This window comes from Natrinema hispanicum, from assembly GCF_900111485.1.
Lineage (GTDB): Archaea > Halobacteriota > Halobacteria > Halobacteriales > Natrialbaceae > Natrinema > Natrinema hispanicum_A.
The window spans coordinates 17,536-34,971 of the sequence record NZ_FOIC01000027.1; the positions used below are offsets into that span (position 1 = coordinate 17,536).

Below are 17,436 nucleotides of genomic sequence, written 5' to 3' on the forward strand. Positions count from 1 at the left end.
TTCTCAACAGCTATTATTCACTGCATATGTATTGAACAAATCGGGTGAATGGCGAAACTACAGGCTCATACGCAAATTGAGAGCTGTATAATCGTCAGGTAGAGGGTGTGAGTTGTATTCTATGACACGCTGGTATATTCGAGTTATCAAACTGATAGTCTATAACGTTGTTGCCAGCTCAATATTCAATTGACGGACAGCCCCGTGCAGCTCGACATCATGCTCAAGAAGATGATCGGCGGCCAGCTGCCAAGCATGCTCGGCGAGCACAGGATCAGCTGCTTCGTAGTGGACTGAGAACTCGGCCAGTGCGACAGCGAGCACGAGGTCTTCTCGTCGGTCGGTAAGCATCGCCGGCATTGGCCGCGGCTTCACTGATAAACAATCGGGTAAAGAACACGGTCATTCTACTGTGTATTACCGCGCAAATGCACAGCGGACAACCAACTGACTGTGCTCGAACGCAGAACGAAGAAGTTAGTCTGGTCGAGATACATGACAATTGGCAGCTAGTTAACTTGAAAACCTAATTTATGAGTATATGGAAATGTATTGGTTAAAGAAGTATTGATAAATTATTTATATGGCAGGATCTATTAGCATGAGTATGAGCAATTATTCCCGCCGAGATATAATTCGATTTTCCTCAGTTGGTATTTCTATAATTGCTAGTGGATGTCTTGAAAGGTTAGATACCTCTGTTGAATTATGTAAAATAGATATATATTCAACCACTAATAAAATGGCAGACATCCATTTGAAAGTGATAAATGGAGAAGATACAATATACAATAAAATATACGAGATGAAAACATCAGAGGAATATATGGACGGTATTACTATACAAGGATCAGAAATTCCATCAAGCACAGGCAAACTTACAGTTAAAAGTAAACTCGATAGTGGAGAATGGAATGAATGGTATCTTCCAGAATATTCCAATGATTCTATATCAGTTTACCTTAAAATACAGGGAGATCCGCCCGAAGTCAATTTTTCATACTTTGTCAGCGAAAATTGTTAATATTAGGTTTGGTCCTACCTATTATCCCCAACAACCACAGTTCTGATGACTTTGGCCGGCAGATATTCAAGTTTGATATCAGCATCAGGACCTATTTTATTATTTACAAGTTCGGCCTGTCTTTTCGTCGGTAATTCAGATTCCAAATTGTCTGATGAAATACGTTTAGATCGGTGGTCAGAATAAACCGATCTATCTTTACTAACTCTTTCAACTTCTATAGTCTTCCCACTGGGTAATTCTATAACATCACCCTTTTCTGTAGTTTTCCCACTAGGTAATTCTATAACATCACCCTTTGACTGGTTAATGCCCGAATCCGTACTGGTATTATCTAAAGTAGATGTGGAATCTAAAGTAGATGTAGAAGTGCTTGACTTAGTTGCAGGGTCATCTATTTCAATTTCCCACCAAACAGCAATAGTTTGGGTACCGACCGTTTTCGATCCAGCTATCTCTTGAGTATGTGTAGCCCGGACCCGACCATCCCCTCCAGACTCGCTCCGTATTACGTGATGGACGCTGGCAGTTGCACAAGCGTGATCAGTGGTGATATCATAATCAAAAGGAAAGTTGTATTCTACTAATTCATTAGTCTGACTTTCAGAGTAATCGCTCTTCAAAAGAGCCCCTGCAATACTAACTGCAAGACCTATTGGCCACGCTACTTCATCAACGACAGCTGCCATGGCGGTAGCAGCAGCTTGATAACCGCTATCGGTGGGTTCGTCGTTTGACTCGATTGTTGGTGTCGCTAAAACGTCACTTCCTGTAGAAACGGCCTGATTTGTATTACTGGTCAGGTTATTTTCAAAGCCCATACGTATTCTTTCAACACGAGAAGTAGAAGTACCCCACTCATCACAATTAGTGTTACCTCCCAAGCTTTGACTATGATTCACAGCTTGGAACTGGTGATACCATTGATCCGAGAAACTATCTTCTGGACGTATACTTCCCAAGTATGCAAGGTTCATAGTAGATCGAAGCCAGTCATCATAGTTAGGGCCACCACAATCGTATGATTCTGTCGCATATGGCTTTTCCCAACCGTTTATCTCTCCTTCTGTGATGTCTTTGTAGTTCGTGCAGTCATTGTCAGCTGCCATGGTAGTGCCAGCGAGTCCTATACTTCCTGCCCCAGCAATAGCGGCCTGTGAAGCGTATTTAAGGACTTTTCTTCGATTGTAACCATTGTCCGGTTGATTACCGTTCTTCATCTTATTTAACACTCCACTAGACATTCTCATAACATAATTATATAAATCTTATTAATTGTTTTCGCCTTTTATAATACAATTAGTGGTTGGACTATTAGAAGAGTAACGACTAGTCCACTCGTATATCGATCGCACAGAAGTCATGGGATCGGATGGCACCTCTGCGCTAGATGGCTAAAGCTTCGTACTTGAAGTCCAAGTACTCTCTCGGCGATGCCGTACGAGCGCTGGGCTAGTATTGACAGTCCCCTAAACAAATTCCTTATTTTACATCTATAACAGCGAACCGTTCTGTGATCCACTCTAAATGTGACTTGGCATCTGTTCAACACGGCAATTTGAAGCATGGTAATTAATTTAACCGTGTTACTGCTTCGTCAACAGCCGCTGCAGCATTGACAAGACCAGCACCTTCTTCACAAGTACCGAGGACAGTCTCTGCACTAGTGAGGAGAATATCTTGAATTTTATCGTTTGGCTCTGCAGTGGTCGAATCACCGTCTTCATCAGTCAGCGACGCACCCATTGTCTCCCAGACAAGGCTAGCAACACCTGTCACATGTGGTGCAGCCATCGATGTTCCTGTCATCTGTCGATAATCGTTTCCAATGTAGGTTGAGAGAACGTTCGTTCCAGGGGCTAGAAGATCGACTGCAGTACCGAGGCTACTGTATTCTCCAAGGAACGTATCGGACTGATTGTCTTCGTCCATTCCCGCAACAGCAATCGTACTCGAGTGCGTTGCCGGGAATACCATATTTTCTTCTTCGCAACTCCCATCTTCGTTGTTACCTCCGTTCCCCGCCGAACAAACAACGAGATGTCCGGCATCGTCTGCTTCAGAAATGGCAGTGGCTACTGAATCGTTATATGAACCACCAATGCTCATCGAGATTATTTCAATACCGCTGGACATACACCAGTCAAGACCAGCGGTAATATCACTCCAGTAACCGCTACCGGTCTGGTCAAGAACTCGGACAGACCACAGTGTTGAATCTGGTGCAATACCAACCGTTCCGTGCGTGTTGTCTGTGGCAGCGACAATTCCAGCAACGTGAGTCCCATGTCCGTTGTCATCGGAGTAGTCGTTTTGATTTTCTGTCGTGAAATTCGTCCCATGATCAACAGTCAGGTCACAGTGATCTAACTGGATACCCGTGTCGAGGATACCAACATTAACGCCTGTGCCCGTTGCTTCCGTGACGAGGTCGGCATCAATACGGTCGTATCCCCACGGCGTACGCTGGTCAGGATGCGACGGACATCCCCCGCTTCCACCACTATTTCCGCTGTTTCCTTTTCGATTGTTTTTCCCCACCTGCCCAATTTCAGTGGGTGTTGCGAGAGATACGACTGAATCCTGTTCAATATGGCTAACACGTTTATCAACACGGACATCTTCAATGGCTTTATTTGGAACTCGCGCAGCCACGAAGTCAAAGTTCTCGTAGTTGTAAACGACCGCTCCACCGTGATCGTGTGCAGCGGCTGCTGCATGAGACTGGGAATTATTAGCTCCGTGTATGAAAACAGGTTGCTTAGCTGCTCCAGAGACGGTTGTCGCTCCTACAAGACTAGCGAGTAGTCCACTACCACTATACTTCAACACATTGCGGCGAGTAGTTTGAACCATTGGTAATAGCCGTATGACTCTAATAGAATCTATTCAATACGCTGGTTAAAAATCTTTGTATATTATAGTAATAAATACTATATAGGTAATTGAAAGATATCTCTATAAGATACTCGAAAAAGTCGGGCAGACAGCCAACGGTGTATTAGGCTGAGTTCCCCCTATCGTGCGTGAGACCGATGTCGACGACAGTCTTGAGGACCTGGAAGCGTGGCTAACCGAGTTCAACAGGCGTATGCGGAGGTAGCCGACGCGTTCGCGCGCCTACGCGGGATGATGGACGACGACTCGGCAATCGGCGAGTGGGGTCGTTGGCTCGGGACGTGCTCGCAGCGACCGATCTGCCGGTCGCAACGGTGCCCGACAGTGAGGCCCCGCTGCCCGATGATCCGTTCTACGACTTGAGCCGATCCTATGCGGAGAACAAAGCGCGAATCGATCGGTATCGGGCGTCTGAATGACCATGCTCGAGACTGTCGAAACCCTCACCGTCTTCGTTTTCCTCACAGCCGTCGCCGTCTCCGCTGCCCGCGACCGACTATCCAGCGACGCTGATCCTGTTGCCGAAGTCAAACGCCTCTACGTGGAGGCAAGATTGACAAACCGGAACTTGAACTCTTGATTGCTTGCACTCGTGTGTCGTGCATAAGCGTGATAGTCATTTTTAGCGTACAGGTGTTAGCTCACCATCATGGAGCGTCGTAGAATGCTCGTTATTGGAACTGTGAGTCTATCAGTGCTGGCGACCGGTTGTCTGCAAAGGCAGAAAACAACCAAAGAGGACATTGTGACAAAGCGTCGTAAAAAAGCATGTTCTGGAACGACCGATGGAAAAAATACGCTTCCATTTAACTCAAAAACATATCAGAGCGACACAGGACTTATCTCCGACAAGTACTGGAATCCACAACCTGAAAAAGTAGGAAACCGTTTTGTTCTTGTTTCCTCGTTGGATAGCGCCAAGACAAAACTGAAATTTAATCAATTTAATACCAATGATCATACCGAAGCACAAACCTTTATAAAGAATACCGAATTTGATGACCAAGCTCTTCTCGTCTGGAATATAATTTTACCTGTTGGATACAAATTGGAAGTGTCCGGTGTCACTCTTCCTGAAAAAGATTCACTCCATGCCTATATTTGCAGTTATGACGGGACTGATCCAAACGAAACAAGAGCAACCGCATCTTATCTTTACAACACCTTACTTCGAGTTGACGTTCCGACACCTCCTAAGGAGGCGAAATTAACATACAGTACAGAGAATGCAGACTATAAACATAATGCGAAGTAAACACCTGCAGGACATGTCCGAAGAATTAGCTCTACGCTCTTTCGTAGGAGATTGTTGATACTGCTGAACTGTCGCTGTAGAGTCGAAAAAACAAGGGCACCGCGTTAATGATCAAGATAACTTTTGGATCGTGTTGCAAAGTCGTCTAAAGTTTGATCCCGTTCTAAAGTTGTCTATGCTCGCATCTGGTAAGCTAACGAACATCAGCAGTGTGATGGCTGTTTTGGCTGACTGTTTGATACTGTCAGACAAAAATACTTCAAAGAAGAGTACATTGCTCCGATATGATCTCTCTCGACAACATCTCTACCGAAGACCTCCGCCAGGTCTTGGCGGAGGTCGAGGGAAAAAAGCCGTCACAACGGCTCATGGCGGCGATCAACTATCTTGAAGAAGACGGTGCGACGCTACAAGAGGTCGCTGAACGCTATGGATACACTGCTGGCTGGCTCTCGCGGTGGCTTGATCGACTCGAACGGCTCGCCGATGAGCCGTTCGAGGAGGTCGTCTACGACGAACACCGTTCAGGAAGGTCCTCAAAACTCTCCGACAAAGAGCATGAACAGTTCGTTGAAGCGCTTCACAAGTCTCCGGAGGAAGTTGGACTTGACGCGCCTGCGTGGTCCGTTCCACTAGCTCGTCACTATCTCACCGAGGAATTCGACGTTGAGTACTGTGAGCGTCACGTTCGACGATTAATGACCGAGGCCGGGCTGTCCTGGAAGACAGCCCGGCCGGAGTTTCACAAATCCGATGAGAGAGCACAGGAAGCATGGCAAGACGGGTTCAAAAAAAGCGCGACAACCTGGACGACGAATACACGATCTTAGCCATTGATCAGACGCGACAGGTTCTCTCGACACTGATTCACGCATGGTTTCCCAAGGGGGAGCGCCCGTCACTTCCGGTGACGGGCGCGTGGGACAGCATCAAACTTCTCGGTGCAGTTAGCGATACTGATGAGACGTTCTTTCTCCCCTGCGAGGAGAACTTCAACAGCGACACGACGATTCGTCTTCTGGACGCACTCCAGACAGAGTTCGGCGAGAAGATCTGTGTTGTCCTCGACAACGCCTCGTATTTCACGGCAAACAGAGTCCGAGGGTTCGTTGAAGAGACTCCGATCGAACTGTGTTACCTTCCGCGGGGTTCACCAGAGCTGAACCCCGCGGAAGAGTGCTGGCGACAACTCGATCAATCACTCGGCAACCGCCTGTTCGAAACGCTTGACGAACTTCGTGATGCTGCTCTCTGTGCACTTGACGATATCAACGTACCAGATGTCTTCACGTACTTATGTCTGTGAGTATCATGGCCGCCTACAGTCTCGTTCGTCTTGATCCCGATTCGAGCGCCTTGGGGACGGTTCGCTCGAAAGCGTCATCGCTTCGAGCGAACCTTGAACATTTTCTGAAAGAAGCCGTGTACAACCTCCTCTCGTGGGTTCGAGACAACGATGACCGAGGCGTTGATGACCTCATGGAAGAGATCAACCACCTCTTTGTTCACTCAACAGCTGACGCTAATGTGCAAAGCTGAGATACTAATTCAGTATGTGTCACCGATTTTCAGATTCTACTCGGCTCAGATCGTTTTAGATACGCTGCATACCCTATGTGTTGTTAATTCGTCTGGGTTATTCCCGGATTCGATTTGGCTACCATCAAGTCGGAATGAAAACGTGTATGTTGCAATCCCACCAGAGGCGTGAACGATCGCGATTGTAGCGTTTCTCTCGGTACCATCACAATTCACATTTGAGGCTTCGAACGGAGCGAAAACTGTCTCAAACGGTACTGTTTCACCTGGCGATATAACGAGATCTGTTCTAGACGATGGTTCGGCGCGATTCTCTTCAATACCGACGATCCCTGGACCGAGGTCGGAAGCTTCCGTGTCAAAGGACTCACTCTGAGGGTCAATCGTTGGGTTAGGAACATCACCGTAAACCCCGACAAATCGCATGAGAAGTGAAGCATTGCCGAGATTTTCGACTTCGAATCTGATACTTCCGTCCTGTAAGATTTCTATATTTCTCGTCGCCCCGTGAACGGGTTCCCACACTGATTTCTCTATCCAGTTATTTTCTATCTTAGCTTTTACGCGGAGGGGAGGCCGCCGAGAGAGATAGGTATCCAACTTGTTCGGATGAATGACGGTGAAATTGGTATTTGTTGGAGGATTTTTAACAGTCTCGTATTCGTCTTTCCGACTGAACAGAATCGCTTCTTGAACATCTACATCATCCCGAAACACGATGAATAACTTGGTTCCTTCATAGTAATAGTCTTTAAACACGTCAGATTTTTCAAGAGTACTGTTAGAGGAAGAAAGTTCTGTTGTACAGCCAGAAGTCAACAAAGTGCAGCCACCGACGAGGCCCTGAAGGAATTTTCGACGGTCCATATATTTATACCCTCTCCCTTAGTTTATCGCCCTTTTGGAAAATAATTTATGGTTCGACGCTTCCTTTACAAGTGATTGGCCAGCTAGCGATTAATACGACAGACTGCGGTATCTGTACGCAGAGTTTGTGGGTGAGAAGCCGTTGACCCTCGGTAGTTTGTTTATTAGGCTGCATTGAATCACTAGACGGCGTCGGGGAAGGTCAATAAATCGAAGGAGTTGAAACGGGAAAATTTGGTTGTCCATGACGCAAATCTCCCGCTTCACCGAGCGTTGTGTCTCGATTGCACAAAGAGTTGGTCCCGTCACAAAGTCGTCTAGAGTTTGCCTATGGTAGCCCCAACTGACACCACCAGTGTTATGACTGTTTTGGCCGAGTACTCAAGTAGTTCGTCGGCGAACGCCGCGGAATCATTCTGGAGATCAAAAAGTGGCGAGTGACTCAAAACCACGAACTTACCTCAGCCACGAACGTCGTCAATCGAATCGGAGACGTCCTTCATCTTGACGTCGGCGTAGGCCTCGTGAGTAGTCTCGATCGAGTTGTGTCGTAACGCTTCCTGAGCCTTTTCCGACATCCCGCTGGTATAGAGGTCGCGCCCGAGTGCCCGCCGAGCGCCATGCAGCGTCAGATAGTCGTACTCGCCGTCCGGATCGATTCCGGCTTCGTCGGTGAGCCGTTTCAGCAGTCGGCGAACGCCCTCTTTCGATATCGACGGCGGCGGAACCTCGTGCTCGCGGTGTAGACAGTCAAGCACCTCGGTCTTCCTGGCGTCACCCCTATCCTCGAGCGCCCGAGAGACTGCCTTCTCGCCGAGTGCATCCTCGAGTGTGCTCTTTTTCGAGCCGTAGTGACCGGTCGGAAAGACGGGCCACGCTTCGGTCGTCGGCTCTTGCACCCGGTACCATCGCTTGAGGACGTCGTGGACACTCGCAGGAAACGGAGCCTGTTCGTACTCACGTGATTTGCCGTAGACTTCGATCAGCCGTTCGTCGAAATCGACGTCCTTCCACCGGAGGCCGTTACGCTTGTCGTCTTTCGGATCAGCGAACAACTCAGCACCACGCGCCCCTGTCCCGTCGAGCATGACGACGGTCGCCCGGTCACGGAAGGCCGCCTCTACATCGGTCCGGATGGTTCCCTCGAGAGCCATGTCCACGCGCTTGGTGGCGTACTCGAGCAACGTCTCGCGGTCCTCGGCGCTCCAGTACTGGCGCTTGCGTTTCCCATCGTCCTCTGGCAGCGGGTCCATCGCGGTGTTCGTATTTGCCGGGTTCGACTCGAGGTGTTGTTCTCGCACCGACCAGGAGAGAAAAGCTCGGACGTAGGCGAAGTAGTTGTGGGCGGTTGAAGCCGCCAGGTTCTCGTCGATTACGACGCGGTCGTAGAGGTGCTCGCTGTAACTGCGGACATCGTGGGGTGTGAGGTCGTCGACGAACTCGAGATCACGCTCGTCTCGACAGTGGTCGGCGAACTCGAGTAGTGGTGAGCGCATGGTCGTCTTCGAACCGTCGGCGTTGATCTTATAGCGCAGGTAGCTCTCAATGGCCTCGTGGACGGTTGTGCCCCCACGTGTAGCCCGTCGATCCGTTGATCCAGACATTCGTATGTGGGGTACAGTGTCGCCCCTCGTAAAGTCCCTTGGTTAAACTCTTATTTAACCAAGTAAAAGTGAAAACAGCTCTCGCGGTTGATTTCGGCAGTCTCGGGTACTCGAGCGTGCAAAACCACATCTCATAAACCAAATACAGCTGTATAGATTTTTCTCGGTGCTGCTGCGAATACCCCGAAATCCGTGCACGAGATTCGCGTCTGTCGGTTGGAATCGGTCCAGAATACAGGCCGACCAAGGAATCACGACCGCCACTCACCACCCGTGAGTGGCGGTCTGGTGGGCGAGAACGGTATAATCAGTCGATTTAGACAGTGATACCTCTTGGGAAGGGCAAGCACAGAGCGGGATCTACAGCAATGCGCTCACCTCCCTCCGGAGGAACGCACGAAACCGCGGGGCGGTCACCCGCGGTTTCGTGCGAAACTCGATGACATCAATCAACGTCTGGACGAGGAAGTCCACGAGCAGCCACAGATCGTACAACAGGACTGCAAAGCCGAAGTGGAACAACCGGACAGAGAAGTTCGTCGACGTCGTCCACGGTGCGAACTCCTTGATCTTGTTATAAGCCGTTTCAATCCCGCCTCGGCGTCTGTAGCGATTGATCTGCTTTTTCGTCAAGCGCCGGTCAAGACCAATCTCGTCGTTTACGTCGAGATTGGTCGCAAATACCTGCACCTCGTCGCGGTCCTCGTCTGGCGGGAGTCCGACCAGCGTTGTCTCGGCTCTGGTGTTGGGGACACAGTGTTTTACCGGCCCGTACACCGCGTGCTCGGATTTGACTGTCACTTGCTTTTGTCCCTCCACATCTTCGTCCATGCGCGCGATGAACCGCTTGACGCGGTCATCGCGCGGTGCCGGGATCACGTAGAAAAGGTCTCGCTGTTCGAGCACCGAAAATACGTCCGTGGCGTAGAATTCCCGATCAGCGTAGAGGCGCCGCGTATGAACCCGACAGACGTCGCTGACGTGGTCGACGAGTCGGCGAACAACGTCGCCGACTCGGTAACTCTTGTCCTCGCCAGGATAGCTCTCTGGATCGTGATAATCGGCGTGCCCAACTGGAAGCATCGCAGCTGCAAAGTGAACGTTGTCTCCAACAACATTCGCGGTTGCGAACTTGTAGCACCAGTCGTAGGACTTGTCCTTTGGCGCACCCTGGACACGTACGAGTTCCTCACGCTCCCCGTAGAAAGCGACGTAGGTTATGTCGATCGACAGCATGACAGGTGTCTCGAACTCCAAGCGAGGCTTGGCCCGCGTCAAGACGCGGGCCGCGCCCCGGTTGACCATCTCCGCGATTTGTGTCGGTGAAAGGTCCTTGATCGCCTCCAGAAGCGTCTCTCCACTCGGTCCGTCCTCGTAGAAGGGATCGTCAAGATCCGGGTCGGGATTGACGAAATCGCCGTAGGTTTCGGCACCGCCGTTGGCGGCGGTGCCTGTCACCCCGAGACAGGACTCCAGCATCAGGAGTTCTTCGTCGTCGTAGACCGGGTTATCAGATCGGTCAAACTCGAAGGCAGGTAACACGACTGTCTGGAGTTCGTCGAGGAGGTCACGTGTTTTCCCCCGAATGAGACGGTTGACTGTGCGCTTCGAGGAGCCTGTTGGCTCCTCCGAAGCGCTGTCTTCGTACGGTGTCCCGATCGGACTACCGCGTTCGGCGGCCAACGCTTGGATCTGACGAGTAGTGGTCTCGATTGTCGATTGGAGGTCCGCAAACCGGTTAGTCTGTGCCCGAGAGATCGTGCTTCGTGAAGGTGTGTCGTCGGGATTGAAGCCAAGAGCATCCGCAAGTTGAGGGTCACTGTCGAGCGTCCGATGGAGCCAGCCATCGGACGCGTCTTCGAGTTCCTTCAGGAGGATCGCCCGGAGCATCGGTTCGAACGGTTTAGAGTCGTGCCAGTGGGGAATGGGATCAGCACGGCAGTATTGGCTGACGTCGAGGTGAGTGACCAACCCGGCCGCAGAGGTCGTCTTGTCGACGACCTCGGCGGCCTGCTTGGTTAGGGGCAGCCACCCGCCCGAGAGCGGACCGATATCTTGTAGGCGCTCGTCAACTGATCGTTGAGTGCGGCTGTCATCAGCAGCCGCAACACGATCTGACCAGTTGTTTGTCACAGTGGGGGACGAATCGTCCCCCACCGGTCAGTTAATCGATGTTGAGATTCCGTGCACGGATTCTGTCATTCGTAGCTACAGTTCTCGGCGGCGACACAACCTCGGAATCTCAAATACCACTAGAATCACGCGAGCGCGTTTGCGTTTAATGTTTGTTTTACGCGCACGCGCGCGGGTACGAGAGCAAATTCTCAATCTCACAGTCCAACTGGTGCTTCAAGGCCTGGATCGGCGTCAATAATGGCTGAAAGCTGGGGTTGTAACTGATCGAACTGGGGGGTTGGTTCCACCAGTTGACGTTCCTGATCGTACTCGATGAGCGACAGGTCTTCTAACGCAATAGGATAGCGGCGACGTTGTGTGCCAACGCATATATTGTGGAGAGACCGACGACCGGCCATCGAAAAGTGAGATCGACACGGACGGTGAGCGACCATGATGAGTGACACAGACAAGCCGACTGTCTACGAGACCAACCTTGACTTTCGTGCCGCCCAGTGACGACCCATCCCGTCGAACTACGTCGCCAACGCCCAGATTATCACCCGCCGCGCCCGGGTGGGAACTCGACAGTGTGACCTTCAAGCGTGAGCGCCTCGAGTTCGTCCCGCGGGGTGAGACCGATGAGTGACGAAACATCGATCTACCGACTTGAGGACGACTCTCGCCTCAAGAGAACTGTCACGAAAGCGTTTATATCCGATGCAAACATTTGCGCAAACGGTTACGCAAATGTCTACAACAACAAAACGTGCCGCTACGTTCCTCGATAAGGGCGGTACCGGGAAGACGACCTCCGCGGCCCATCTCGGCGTTGCACTCGCCGAAGCCGGCGAAGACGTGTTGCTGATCGACCTTGCTGGAAAACAGGGCGACCTCGCGAAACACTTCGGCGTGTGGGAAGAAGTGCAAGAGCAGATCGACGAGGGTGACGACTGGCCGAACATTTCGACGGTTTTCGCTGAGGAGTGGGATCAAATCGCTACGAAACTCGGTGACGCGGCCGTCGAGAGTCTGATTATCGAGACCGACGAGGGCGTCGATCTGATTCCAGCCCATCCAGGGCTCGACTCGCTTGATGCCGACCTCGGGAACATCGACGACGCCCGCGAGCGATACTCAAGACTCGAGCAGTTCCTCAATGAGTATATCGACGATCGCTACGACACCGTAATTATCGACCTACCGGGTTTGACGAACAACGTCTCGTACAACGGTCTGTGGGCAACCAAACACGTCATCGCGCCCGTCGAGATGGGGCCGTTTGAGAGCGAACAGGCGGCGGCACTCCGAAGCGACCTCAAGAAGATTCACGATCGCTTCGACGTCGCTGTCGAGCTGGCGATGGTCTTGCCGAACAAGGTCGACCGCCGGACCAACCTCGCGAATGAATATCTAGAAGCCTTCGGCGAAGACTATGCCGACGCGATCGCGCCTGCACACGTCCCCGTCAGCCAGGACATTCGCAACGCCGCCGACGACGGCCAGACGGTCTTCGCACTTGAGGAACCGTCCACGACCGCCGAACGCGCACGCGAGGCGTTCCTCGAGAACGCAACCGCACTCCAGCGTCGCCTGGATGGTTCGGCATGACCGACGATGCCGAACTCGAGGAACTCAAAGCGGCGACCCAACGCGGCGACCGCAACGACGAAGTCGACACCGAGGGGCCGACGACGTTCACCGACGAGATCGTCGACGCGCTCGAGGCGATCGAACAGGGCGAGTTAGGGAAGACGATCGCTGTCCGTGACCAACCGATCGCCGCGTTACTGGCGACGCTCGATGCCGACGGGAACGAAGACAAAATGCAGTCGGTCGGACAGGCACTCGAGGACGAACTCGGACGCGAGCACTCCGAGGCGTTCGACCGAAGTGAAATCGTCCGGCTTGCCCTTCGTGTCGGGCTCCAAGCTGCCGCCGAGGAGACGATGGTCGACTTGAACGACGCTGTTGGTGAACACGCCCGGCAGAACCTGTAACGCTCGTTTTCGGTATCGCACACGTTCACGTTATCGTTCGCGTTTTCGCCTCCGCATTCGTGTGCGTTTGCGCTTACGTTTGCGCTTTCGTTTGCGCATATGTTATAGATATTGTTTGCATGGGAGTCAGCCAGCAGAGAGAATGTACATGCAGCCGCCTCGAGAGAATTGGTACGTAAACACGACCGTCCCAGATCGCACTAGGAATCGGGCAAGTCACAGTCAAAAACGACTACGACAAACTCGGGGAATACTCGGTATCCGCTGTTAGAAGGAAGTTCGGGAAATACACTGCTGATAGTGATCAGACCGGTGTGTCGGAAATCGATATGCGGGGCGGCCAGAACAAAATTCTTCGAGAGAAACTAATCACTGCACTGTACGAGTTGACTGACGAAGTCGGAGGATCACCCACTAGAGAACAAATGATCGAGTGTATCAGATACTCGGAGAGAGCATCTCGATGTGAGTTTGGAAGGTGGAACAAGGTGCTACTGGAGTTAGGAAATGAACCGCCACGTTGACGAGCTGACACTCGTCGCGAATTGGCCAGATTCATTCGTGGGATATCTCAAAGCCACTCCCTCCCCCCGTCATCGATGTGTAAAACTGTGCAGAAGGAGTGGAGGTAAGAACGAGAAAGTTCCTAAAACCATCAATACCCCCAGAAACTCGCCAGAGACAGGCCCAAGATCAAGAATTGCGTTTGAATAACGAATGCCTAATATCTAGGAAAGTTTTATGTGTGATACACGATAACCAGATCCGTAGTAGAACTAAGAACAAGAGTTAGGAAGAATACACTTCGACTAACCGAACATCGACAACATCTATTGTAGCTCTTGTTCCATTCGCTTTCAGTGTCGTTTTCAGGACTCTCGTAGTCTCTTTTCCTCATCGAGCCTTCATCATCACCAGACAGAAACCCACCTTCCCGTGATTTACACATCGATGACGGGGGGAGGGGGTCACGAATTCTCCTGAACGTTTTCTCTCGCATATCTCCTGACCCTGACAAAGACTACGTGTTGCTCTTAATTCAGTCTGATCGACGATCGGTGTCTCCACTTCTCTTGAGTACCTTGCCTCCTAGCAGGTCGGGTTTACACATCGAACACGGGGGGAGGGGCACACAAAACAGTCTCTGAATGCCTAATTGTCCTACTGCTTGTGGAACTCATTCAGTTGTGCGTTGACGACTGTCTGGAGGAGATTCTTTTGCTCAACGATCCTCTCTAACCGCGTGTCGTCGACGATCCGGTTCATTATCGCTTCCGGATCTCCCGTGAAAGTAAATTCCATGTACATTCCTCCTCCTCGTCCTCGACTCTTTCGCGATGTCGAAATCAATCCATAGGTAGAGAGTTCTTTGACGTATTTGACGTACGTTTCTCGCGTCATCTGGTCCGCATCGAGTTCATCAGTGACCCACTGATAGACTTTGAATCCAACCGGACTTGGGACAGAACTCCCTATCTGTTTCGAGTAGCAGACGACAGCTGCGGTCGCGTACAGCGAGATTTTCTTTTGCGTGGTAAGTCCCTCCACGAGTTTCAGTGAGCGATCTTTGTCAATCTCCTCTTGCGACTCACGAACGTGGTCCTCTGTGACTATCTCGTCTCCACGCTCATCAGCAAGGTCACCAGCACCTCGGAAGAGGTCGATAGCCTTTCGTGCGTCACCGTGGCTTTGCGCTGCGAACGCTGCCACAAGCGGAATCACGTCATCCTCGAGGGCGTCTTGTCGGAAGGCGTCACGACGATTTTCGAGGATTTCACGCAACTGGTTCGCATCGTAGTCAGGAAAGTAGATGTCTCGTGGGTTGAACGAACTCTCGGCCCGTCCGTCGATGTCCTCCATGAACTTCGGGTCATTCGTCAATGCTGCGACCGAGACACGCCCTTCAATTTCGTTCGTATTACTCGCGCGCGACAGCTGATACAGTAGCTTCGAATAGGCGGGTTCTTCGTTTGCTCGGCGGCCGACAAGCAGGTCGATCTCGTCGAGGATAAAGATGACTGAGTCGTAGTATTCGTTGATGAGTTCGTACAGCCGTCTGTACTTGCGCTTCGTGGAGACACCCGTTTCAGGAACGCCGATGTCGACATCGACATCTTTCGCGACGGTCTGGACGAGTTCATAGACCGCTTGGTCCAGAGTATTAATCGGCTGGCAGTTGATATCGACGACTCCAAACCGTTCTCCCTTCGACTTACAGAGTTCGATGATCTGTTTTGTGACTGCCCCGATGATGAGTGATTTCCCCGTCCCGGCGGGCCCGTACAGTAGCATGTTCGGAGGGCGATTTCCTTGGAGGGTCGGCTTCAGAAACGAAACGACCGATTCGAGCTGATCGTCACGACCAACTATCCGTTCTTCGTCGATTATCGTGTCTGGCTCAACGAGATCTCGATTGACGAAAACCGATGATTCCCCCTCATCGTCGAGCATTTCCCGAATCGATCGCTGGGTACTATCTTTAGTAGATGCGTTCCTTTCGGATGCACCCTCGTCTGTGGACGCCCCACCAGACGTGTTTGTTTGCCCACCGCCATCTTCTGACCGAGTTCCACCATCGAGAGTAGATTGATTCGCACCATCCTGATTACTACCGACCATATACTTGCTGCTCAATCCAGCACTAAAAAGATTTACCCCCATCGATGTTTATCCGGAGGATATAGAGTGTATAACGCGAGTATTCGCCTGTTTCAAGTCACAGGTGAGTAGACCTCTACCGAAGTATATCCGTCCGGAGGCCCCCCGTCGTCGATGTGTAAATCGAGCCCCCTCGATTTTCTATGAATCTGTACATTATGGTTCTGTCACTATGCTCTCCACTCCCCGCCATCGATGTGTAAGCCATGCGTCTGACACCCCGTCTTCGAAGTGTAAATATCATCCCACACCCCCCACCATCGATGTGAAAAACGGCTCTTTCTGACATTCTCTGTGATGCTTCCTGCTGATTTTTGATTCGTACACGGGAGCTAAGCCTGACTTCCAAGCTTACTACTCGAAAGCGGGGGAGGAATGTTAATATTCTTCTCAAACTACTCGTCCAGTCTGACGGGTCCTTTATATCGTGATTGTCTGGTATTCTGAGGTTCGATCAGTGGACGCCGGCTACCCTGCGCTGGGCGCGACGACGACGAGCTCGTCACATTCGTGAACGAGGTCCTGGTTGATCTTGAGAAGCGGTGCGGGGTGACCACACTGAGCGATGACCGTTTCCAAGAGCTGACGAACCGATACTACCGGGGATTCGAAATCCGTTAGGAACTCGACGAACTAGCGAATGACCTCATCCTCGAAGTCACGGAGATCAGGATCGAGTCACGCAGCTTAAGAGTTCAGTCCGGTATCACCGCCTGAGTACCTCAACTCCGGAGTGTTTTCCAACTGGGCCGGCAACTGCCTTCGCACACTCGAGTTCACGGATCTCTCGCTGAGCCTGTCGTTCGAGCAGTTCGTCCCGCCGACACCGTTCACGAGCGACATCGTCGACACCGTCCTCGTCATCAATCGTGAAACGCTTACCACGGTGATCGATTTGCTCGAGCATCAGTACCTATCCTCGGCTTCATCCACTGCGGCATCTCGAGCGTCTGCTTGGAGGTGCTCGTAGCGGACCTCACAGCTGTCCGAACAGAATCGACCAGCATATCCTGCACGATCGCGAGCAGACTCCGAACACGTCGGCATCCGACACTCATCACGGTCAGTCATCTGGCGATCCCTCGTTTCAGGAGCTGAGTCGTTTCAGTGGCTGTCGACGTGATTTCTGTCTCTCTTTGTCTCATGGGCATGCGTCTTTAGCTAAGCCTCACCCCTCGGTTGTGTAGCGGTTGCGAGCGTCTCCTGTAGTATCGGTCGTTGGTCGTGGATTTTCTGTGCATCTTCGATAAGACGCTCCAACAGCGGTGGTGGCGAGTAGCCGAGGAAGTCACCCAGATCGTCGAGGATGAGCTGGGCGTGCGACCGGAAGGTCGCCGCCCAGCGCCCTGGTGGAAACACAGCGTCGTCATCGGCGCACTCTGTCACCAGTGCCAGCAACTCACGGCTTACTAACAGCGACAACAGCGCCGCATACACCAGAATCTTCACGATGTGCTCTTTCGTTGTATCGAACTC

The 17,436-nt window shown here is 51.5% G+C and carries 17 protein-coding genes and 2 pseudogenes; 9 read left to right on the forward strand and 10 right to left on the reverse strand.

Features of this window, described 5'->3' with window-relative positions; genetic code table 11:
- Positions 1-159: 159 nt before the first annotated feature.
- Complete coding sequence (locus BSG09_RS16385; RefSeq protein WP_175542237.1) at positions 160-351, reverse strand: hypothetical protein; 192 nt, start codon at positions 349-351, stop codon at positions 160-162.
- 256 nt (positions 352-607) lie between these two features.
- On the opposite strand from BSG09_RS16385, the gene BSG09_RS20335 reads away from it, so the two are divergent.
- A complete protein-coding gene (locus tag BSG09_RS20335; RefSeq protein ID WP_139246249.1) occupies positions 608-1,024 on the forward strand; it encodes a hypothetical protein in 417 nt (138 codons plus the stop codon).
- Positions 1,025-1,038: 14 nt separating this feature from the next.
- On the opposite strand, the gene BSG09_RS20340 is transcribed toward BSG09_RS20335, so the two are convergent.
- Together BSG09_RS20340 and BSG09_RS16390 are read right to left on the reverse strand one after the other, a co-directional pair.
- Complete coding sequence (locus BSG09_RS20340) at positions 1,039-2,244, reverse strand: hypothetical protein (protein ID WP_139246250.1); 1,206 nt, start codon at positions 2,242-2,244, stop codon at positions 1,039-1,041.
- 352 nt (positions 2,245-2,596) lie between these two features.
- A complete protein-coding gene (locus tag BSG09_RS16390; protein WP_092935013.1) occupies positions 2,597-3,880 on the reverse strand; it encodes a S8 family peptidase in 1,284 nt (427 codons plus the stop codon).
- A gap of 311 nt (positions 3,881-4,191) precedes the next feature.
- On the opposite strand from BSG09_RS16390, the gene BSG09_RS20950 reads away from it, so the two are divergent.
- The 5 genes and pseudogenes from BSG09_RS20950 to BSG09_RS16400 all read left to right on the forward strand — a co-directional run.
- Positions 4,192-4,341 (forward strand): hypothetical protein, encoded by a 150-nt coding sequence (locus tag BSG09_RS20950; RefSeq protein WP_175542236.1) that lies wholly within the window; start codon positions 4,192-4,194, stop codon positions 4,339-4,341.
- Between the two features lie 2 nt (positions 4,342-4,343).
- The gene (locus tag BSG09_RS20955) at positions 4,344-4,502 is read left to right on the forward strand and encodes a hypothetical protein (protein ID WP_175542238.1); all 159 of its coding nucleotides are present in this window, start codon (positions 4,344-4,346) and stop codon (positions 4,500-4,502) included.
- Between the two features lie 69 nt (positions 4,503-4,571).
- Complete coding sequence (locus tag BSG09_RS20345; RefSeq protein WP_139246251.1) at positions 4,572-5,177, forward strand: hypothetical protein; 606 nt, start codon at positions 4,572-4,574, stop codon at positions 5,175-5,177.
- Positions 5,178-5,461: 284 nt separating this feature from the next.
- Positions 5,462-6,483 (forward strand): IS630 family transposase gene (locus tag BSG09_RS16395; RefSeq protein WP_394328129.1). Its coding sequence is split into 2 segments (ribosomal slippage): positions 5,462-5,975 and positions 5,975-6,483, totalling 1,023 coding nucleotides; the frame shifts between segments, so codons are not numbered across the junction.
- A 2-nt stretch (positions 6,484-6,485) separates the two neighbouring features.
- Positions 6,486-6,716, forward strand: a pseudogene (locus BSG09_RS16400) (IS701 family transposase); the annotation flags it as partial.
- A gap of 45 nt (positions 6,717-6,761) precedes the next feature.
- Here BSG09_RS16400 and BSG09_RS20350 read toward each other — a convergent pair.
- From BSG09_RS20350 to BSG09_RS16410, 3 genes are all read right to left on the reverse strand, one after another.
- Positions 6,762-7,583 (reverse strand): hypothetical protein, encoded by an 822-nt coding sequence (locus tag BSG09_RS20350; protein WP_139246252.1) that lies wholly within the window; start codon positions 7,581-7,583, stop codon positions 6,762-6,764.
- Positions 7,584-8,044: 461 nt separating this feature from the next.
- The gene (locus BSG09_RS16405; RefSeq protein WP_092935017.1) at positions 8,045-9,187 is read right to left on the reverse strand and encodes a tyrosine-type recombinase/integrase; all 1,143 of its coding nucleotides are present in this window, start codon (positions 9,185-9,187) and stop codon (positions 8,045-8,047) included.
- Positions 9,188-9,547: 360 nt separating this feature from the next.
- On the reverse strand, positions 9,548-11,320 hold the full coding sequence (locus tag BSG09_RS16410; RefSeq protein ID WP_254799197.1) for a transposase: 1,773 nt from the start codon (positions 11,318-11,320) through the stop codon (positions 9,548-9,550).
- A 732-nt stretch (positions 11,321-12,052) separates the two neighbouring features.
- On the opposite strand from BSG09_RS16410, the gene BSG09_RS16420 reads away from it, so the two are divergent.
- The 3 genes from BSG09_RS16420 to BSG09_RS21760 all read left to right on the forward strand — a co-directional run bounded on the left by BSG09_RS16420 (position 12,053) and on the right by BSG09_RS21760 (position 13,826).
- Entirely contained in the window at positions 12,053-12,913 is an 861-nt protein-coding gene (locus tag BSG09_RS16420) for a ParA family protein (protein ID WP_092935021.1), read from the forward strand.
- The gene (locus tag BSG09_RS16425; protein ID WP_092935023.1) at positions 12,910-13,302 is read left to right on the forward strand and encodes a hypothetical protein; all 393 of its coding nucleotides are present in this window, start codon (positions 12,910-12,912) and stop codon (positions 13,300-13,302) included. Before BSG09_RS16420 ends, BSG09_RS16425 begins: the two co-directional genes overlap by 4 nt.
- 329 nt (positions 13,303-13,631) lie before the next feature.
- The gene (locus tag BSG09_RS21760; protein ID WP_223174819.1) at positions 13,632-13,826 is read left to right on the forward strand and encodes a homing endonuclease associated repeat-containing protein; all 195 of its coding nucleotides are present in this window, start codon (positions 13,632-13,634) and stop codon (positions 13,824-13,826) included.
- 637 nt (positions 13,827-14,463) lie between these two features.
- Here the strand turns inward: BSG09_RS21760 and BSG09_RS16430 are convergent.
- From BSG09_RS16430 to BSG09_RS16440, 4 genes and pseudogenes are all read right to left on the reverse strand, one after another.
- Complete coding sequence (locus tag BSG09_RS16430; protein ID WP_092935025.1) at positions 14,464-15,963, reverse strand: orc1/cdc6 family replication initiation protein; 1,500 nt, start codon at positions 15,961-15,963, stop codon at positions 14,464-14,466.
- A 703-nt stretch (positions 15,964-16,666) separates the two neighbouring features.
- Positions 16,667-16,867: a hypothetical protein gene (locus BSG09_RS16435; RefSeq protein ID WP_092935027.1), complete on the reverse strand. Its 201-nt coding sequence runs from the start codon at positions 16,865-16,867 to the stop codon at positions 16,667-16,669.
- The gene (locus BSG09_RS21155; RefSeq protein WP_188118717.1) at positions 16,867-17,031 is read right to left on the reverse strand and encodes a hypothetical protein; all 165 of its coding nucleotides are present in this window, start codon (positions 17,029-17,031) and stop codon (positions 16,867-16,869) included. The genes BSG09_RS16435 and BSG09_RS21155 overlap by 1 nt, the downstream gene beginning before the upstream one ends.
- Positions 17,032-17,121: 90 nt before the next feature.
- Positions 17,122-17,436, reverse strand: a pseudogene (locus BSG09_RS16440) (IS4 family transposase); the annotation flags it as partial.

Bases quoted from the DNA above. Each gene is read 5' to 3' on its own strand.
- BSG09_RS20955 (WP_175542238.1), top strand. From the start codon at position 4,344: ATGCTCGAGACTGTCGAAACCCTCACCGTCTTCGTTTTCCTCACAGCC.
- BSG09_RS16390 (WP_092935013.1), bottom strand. From the start codon at position 3,880: ATGGTTCAAACTACTCGCCGCAATGTGTTGAAGTATAGTGGTAGTGGA.
- BSG09_RS16385 (WP_175542237.1), bottom strand. From the start codon at position 351: ATGCTTACCGACCGACGAGAAGACCTCGTGCTCGCTGTCGCACTGGCC.
- BSG09_RS21155 (WP_188118717.1), bottom strand. From the start codon at position 17,031: ATGACTGACCGTGATGAGTGTCGGATGCCGACGTGTTCGGAGTCTGCT.
- BSG09_RS16425 (WP_092935023.1), top strand. From the start codon at position 12,910: ATGACCGACGATGCCGAACTCGAGGAACTCAAAGCGGCGACCCAACGC.
- BSG09_RS20340 (WP_139246250.1), bottom strand. From the start codon at position 2,244: ATGAAGAACGGTAATCAACCGGACAATGGTTACAATCGAAGAAAAGTC.
- BSG09_RS16420 (WP_092935021.1), top strand. From the start codon at position 12,053: ATGTCTACAACAACAAAACGTGCCGCTACGTTCCTCGATAAGGGCGGT.
- BSG09_RS16430 (WP_092935025.1), bottom strand. From the start codon at position 15,963: ATGGGGGTAAATCTTTTTAGTGCTGGATTGAGCAGCAAGTATATGGTC.
- BSG09_RS16435 (WP_092935027.1), bottom strand. From the start codon at position 16,867: ATGCTCGAGCAAATCGATCACCGTGGTAAGCGTTTCACGATTGATGAC.
- BSG09_RS20350 (WP_139246252.1), bottom strand. From the start codon at position 7,583: ATGGACCGTCGAAAATTCCTTCAGGGCCTCGTCGGTGGCTGCACTTTG.
- BSG09_RS21760 (WP_223174819.1), top strand. From the start codon at position 13,632: ATGCGGGGCGGCCAGAACAAAATTCTTCGAGAGAAACTAATCACTGCA.
- BSG09_RS20345 (WP_139246251.1), top strand. From the start codon at position 4,572: ATGGAGCGTCGTAGAATGCTCGTTATTGGAACTGTGAGTCTATCAGTG.
- BSG09_RS16405 (WP_092935017.1), bottom strand. From the start codon at position 9,187: ATGTCTGGATCAACGGATCGACGGGCTACACGTGGGGGCACAACCGTC.
- BSG09_RS20335 (WP_139246249.1), top strand. From the start codon at position 608: ATGAGCAATTATTCCCGCCGAGATATAATTCGATTTTCCTCAGTTGGT.